Raw genomic sequence first — 5,275 nt, forward strand, 5'->3', positions numbered from 1 at the left:
TTTTCTTTTTTATCAAATAAAAATCTCTGATGTTGTATTGTCAATACCAAATTTTAATGATAATGTCATTGTAATGTCATTTTTTTATATATAAATAAAAACTTAAATATTATAATGACTATAAAAATATATAATAAAAGAATAGATTTTAGAAATTTTTTTAGAAATTTTAAATTTTTCTGATTATTTGAAATTGGATAAATTTTTTTGAATTAAGTGTGATGAATATGGCATTGGAAAATATCTTATATAAATTTTTTATCACTTTCTTTGCAACAGTAATTTTTACATGGTTTGTAAGGAAAGCATTAAGGGATGCAGACTTAACTGATAATCCTATCGTTAGTGAACATAGACATAAGGCAGGAACTCCAACAATGGGGGGAATTGCTTTCTTATTTACAGTTTTACTTATTCTGTCCCTATACTTTAGAAATGAAGATATTTTAATAATTTCATTTATCATGCTCACTGGTGGGGTAATGGGATTAATTGACGACCTTTTAGGACTTAGAGTTAAGGAATATCAAAAGGTAGTTAAAAACATCAGTGATTCCGTTGTTCCTATTGGATTGCTCGATTTAGGGGTAGGTGAAGAGGCAAGAATTACAACAGACAAGGCAAAAGAACAGGTAGGTCCTTTAGTTGAAGAAGGCAAATTGGAACTTGTTGCTGAAATCCCTATCAAATACGAGCCAAGTGAAGAAGTAAAGATCATTGTGCAATTGATTCCAGGTTTATTCTTGGCATTCACAGGTGTCATAACCACTTTAGGTGGATTTGAATTAGGCCTTTTGGCATATCCTGTTTTGATGATTGGTGTATTAGGTTCAATCAATGCAGTAAACCTCATTGATGGAATGGATGGTTTGGCTGCAGGAATTATAGCTATTGCATCAGCATTCTGCTGTCTATATGGAATTATGTTTGGAAATACCTCAACAGGCTATCCATTCGGTTTATTAGGTACAATGTGTCTTGGTTTCTTAGTGTTCAATAGGTATCCGGCTTCAATATTTATGGGTGATACAGGTTCATTCATTTTAGGAACAGGTTATGCAGCAGCAGTGCTCTTGACAGATATACCTTACTATGGTGTACTTGCATTGGCTGTGCCGATTGTATCCACTATCATCAGCTTAATGCACAGAGCTCATATTATTACTTTACCTGTAGAGCCTTTGCATCATACCTTAAATTATAAGGGTATTTCTGAAATTAAAATTGTTTTATCATATTGGCTACTTACAGTAGCTGTATGTGTAATTGGAATTTTAGCAAAATTATACATCTTTTCATAGGTTTTAAATAGGTTTATCTATTTTAAACTATTTTAAAACTATTTTAAAATCTGATTTAATTTTTATTTTTATTTAATTTATCTACTATCAATCTTAAAGGGGATTAAAATGTCAAAAACATATTTTTTAAATGAATTAGCAGATTCCGTATCTTCTTTAAATACTTTTTCTATCAGTCAACTTGCAGATTCAATTGGCGGCAAAATCTATGGATCTAATGATTATAAGACTTCAAACGGATTCACTGGAATCTTTGAAACTTTAAATGAGGCTCAAGAGGGAGATATTGTAATCAGACATTGGATTAATGGCAAAGGTGTGGAGATAGCAAACAACAAGAATGTTGCATGTCTCATAACATTGACTCCTAAGGAAGATGCCTTGGAAATGGCGGAAAAGCTTAGTTTTCCGGTTATTGTAGTTGATAGGATAGAGTTTGCTAATGCATTTGCAATAAAATGGACAATAGATAATTTGGTCCCTGCTTCTAAAAGGGTTGTTATAAGTGGAACCAACGGCAAATCAACAAGTTCCCATTTGATTTACCATATATTATCCCATGCAGGATACAATGTATTTACAAATACTGATGCCAAATCAGAATTCAATACATTGATTGACCCTATGGTTGCCAAATTAATCTCTGAAGAGGTTTTGGCAAATCAGGGAGTGGATGCAAGATTATTCAACTTTATATGTGACATTCCTAACAAGGAAGTCTTTGACTATTTGGTCATTGAAGTTTCAGAAGTTCAAGGTTGGGGAACCGATTTGATGAAGGACCATGCAATGATCATGTCCTCTGCAATCAATCCTGATGTTGGGGTAGTCACTAATGTTGCAATGGATCATATTGGGCTTGTAAACTCAATTGAAGAGGTATTTGAAGAAACATCCGGTGTAGTGAAGGCGACCAACAAGGGAGGAGTCGTACTTAACTTTGATGATGAGAATGTCCTTGCCATGAAAGAGTTTGTAAATGATGGGGTGGAGACTTTCTTCACTTCAATGGAAAAGCAAACCATCGAGGATTATGATGCAGAAAGAAATAGGAAAGTGTACTTTGACAGTGAAGAGAATGTGATAATGTTTGATGGGGAAGCTATTTTGACCTTTGAAGAGCTTCCATTCACTGGAAATCATTTTATTCGAAACATATTGTCCTCAATTTCAGCATGCATTTCATTGGGCATTCCTATTGAAGACATTAAAGAGGGCGTGAAAACATACAGACCTCTCAGCAGAAGATTCACAAGGCTTTATGATGAGCCTATTGTCATTGATGACTTTGCTCACAATCCAGATGGAATAAGGAATACCGTTAGGGCAACATATGATTTGGCAGAACAATTGGATAAGGGAGACTTGTATATTGCTTGTGCAATCAGAGGTTCCCGTGGAGAAACATTAAATGGTCTCAATTCAGAGGCTTTGGCTGAAGTAATCAAGGAATTGCACCATAGAAACAAGGATGCAATAGAAAATGATCCAGAAGCCAAGAAGAGGGAAATCTATCTAAGCCTATCCTCAAGTGTTGATTTAGTGGATCATTTGAATCATGTTGAAGACTTTGAAAAAGACATATTCTTTGCTAATTTGGATAAGGAACGCATAAGATATAATCATTTTGAAAAATTATACGATGCTTTAGGATATATTATGGAAACTGCAAGCAAGGATGATGTTGTTTTATTGATTGGTGCACAGGGTATGGATCCTGCATCAGATGTATTGAATGATATTTTAGGTTATTAATCAGTTAAATAAAGTTTAAGGATTATTTTTTAAGATGGAGTTATTAGGGATATGATTCCATCATTTTTTATTAAAGGGCTGTTAAAATGAGTGAATTTTGTTTTAGTTTCTTGGAAAATCAATTCAGGGATATTTATCTAGACTGTGCAAGGATGGATAAGAATCTCATTGAAGGGGATGGAGTCGAAGCTATTCTGATTGCTGGAAGAATAGCGGAAAAGGTCACTAAGGCAATTTTTGCTTTTGAAGGCATAAAGGATGATGAAAACAGCCAATACAAAAGAATTGAAAAGTTAAACAATGCCAATATTTTGCCGAACAACATAAAAAATGATTTTTCAAGGCTCCGCAGATTAAGAAATGATGTTTATCACAATACAATCGATGGAGATGGTGCTGGAGGATTCGCCTCTCCTGCACAAATGGCAAGGCCATATGTACAGAATGGTGGTTTAAGAGATTATAAAACAGGATTCAATGAAGTTAAGAAACTTAATTCATCCTCAAGTTCACAACTGAATAATCAGAATAATCAGAATAATCAGACTAATGCAAATCCTTTTTTAGATAAGAATACCGCTGCAGATGTGAGTGGTGAACTGGAGGCTGCAAGTGAAGCCCATAAGATCATCTTCAATATCTGTGTATGGTTTTATGTAAATTATTCTGGCGATAAAGACTTTATCCGCCCAAAATATAAAATCAGCAGAAGAACACAGGATGCAGACTTTTTAATCAGACTCAAATCAGCCATCAATGATGGTGATGACTTTAAAAGGCTAAGGCAATCCAGCCCTAACAATGAAATCATTCAAATCTTAAATGAACTCTACATTCCAAGGCAAGTTGAAGAAAAGGATGAGGATTTGGTTTATGGAGTGAATAATAAGGAAATCAAAATCAGAGACCCTGGTGTTCCATATTCCCAATGCTTAGGAATTTCCTATGATGATAATCTATTCATGTGGAAGGCAGAGCATGGAAGCAAGGAATTAGGATTATACCAATCCTCCAAAGAGGCATATGAAGCAAGAGAAATCTATATAAGTTCATTGCCTACTCCTAAAAAGGTCAAAGGAGCTTATTCAAATGCAAGAGGAATTTCATTCAGCCAAATTCAGAAATTATGGTCTGTAAGCGTCAAGGGCCAAATAATATCATATCATGAAACAGAAAATGAAGCAATAAAGGCAAGAAAGGATTATCTCAAAGAGAATGGATTGGTGGATGTAAAGGTAAAAGGTGGCTTTAAAACAATAACCTTAAAGGAAAGAGACAGGTTAAGGGAAAAGGCCAAAGAAAAGTCAAAGGACAATAAGACTAAAAAGATCAAGACAATTGACTCAAAATCTTCCATAAAAGATGAAATGGCCAATAAATCTGATATATCTAAGAAATCCGGCAATTCTAAATCAACTTCATCTAAGAAATCCAATAAGTTAGACTATGCTAAAGAGTTTGAAAATGAAAATAAAAGCAAGGTAAAGGTCAAGGATGGAAATAAGGTTTCATCAGAAAAGGCCACTAAGAAAGTCAAAGTCAATAAGGGAGAAAGAGTGGGCAAGAATAAATCTAAAAAGTCCAAAAAGTCTCAATCTGCAATTTCCAAGAAAAAATCATCTAAATATGAAGGTGTTTTCTATGAAGATGGATTATTCATGTGGAGTGCTGAAGTTGATGGCAAACATTTAGGCTTATTCCCATCTGAAGAGGAAGCTCATGAAAAAAGAGAAGAGTATATAAAAAGTAGTTCTTCAAATTAATTCCAATAGGTAAAAATAATTTGTATTTATTAAAACTAATTAATTTAATATGATAAAAATAATTTTAATGTATTAAAACTAATCGGTTCTTACTATATAAAATTATTTTTATGTATTGAAACTAATTAATTCTTATTATATAAAATTATTCTTATTAATTAAAACAATTCTTGAGATGATACAATGATGTCAAATTTTAAATATTGTCCAATGTGTGGAACACCAAGAGATGATGAAAGTCAATTTTGTAAAAATTGCAATTTTGAATTTTTAGTAGGGAAATATGTTAAGGTGGAAAATAAAAATTTGGAAAATGATGAAAAAATTGAAGTTGAAAAAGTATCTCAAGAAGAGTTCGTTGAATCAAATGATAATATCCGATTCGGTCGTGATAAAATTAATCATTGTATTGCTAAGTATCTAAATAATGAATTGACTATTCAATATACTGAAAAG

At 33.0% G+C, this 5,275-nt stretch carries 3 protein-coding genes and 1 pseudogene; all 4 read left to right on the top strand.

Annotated features, from left to right (window positions below):
* The first annotated feature begins 227 nt into the window (after positions 1-227).
* Entirely contained in the window at positions 228-1,301 is a 1,074-nt protein-coding gene (locus ACKI67_RS08895; protein ID WP_407463180.1) for a glycosyltransferase family 4 protein, read from the top strand.
* Between the two features lie 108 nt (positions 1,302-1,409).
* Positions 1,410-3,056, top strand: coding sequence for a Mur ligase family protein (locus tag ACKI67_RS08900; RefSeq protein WP_407463181.1), 1,647 nt, complete (start codon positions 1,410-1,412; stop codon positions 3,054-3,056).
* An 86-nt stretch (positions 3,057-3,142) separates the two neighbouring features.
* Complete coding sequence (locus ACKI67_RS08905; RefSeq protein WP_407463182.1) at positions 3,143-4,819, top strand: hypothetical protein; 1,677 nt, start codon at positions 3,143-3,145, stop codon at positions 4,817-4,819.
* 183 nt (positions 4,820-5,002) lie between these two features.
* A pseudogene (locus ACKI67_RS08910) lies at positions 5,003-5,275 on the top strand (hypothetical protein); the annotation flags it as partial.

Origin of the sequence: Methanobrevibacter sp. (assembly GCF_045577275.1) — an archaeon.
Classification (GTDB): Archaea; Methanobacteriota; Methanobacteria; order Methanobacteriales; family Methanobacteriaceae; genus Methanobrevibacter.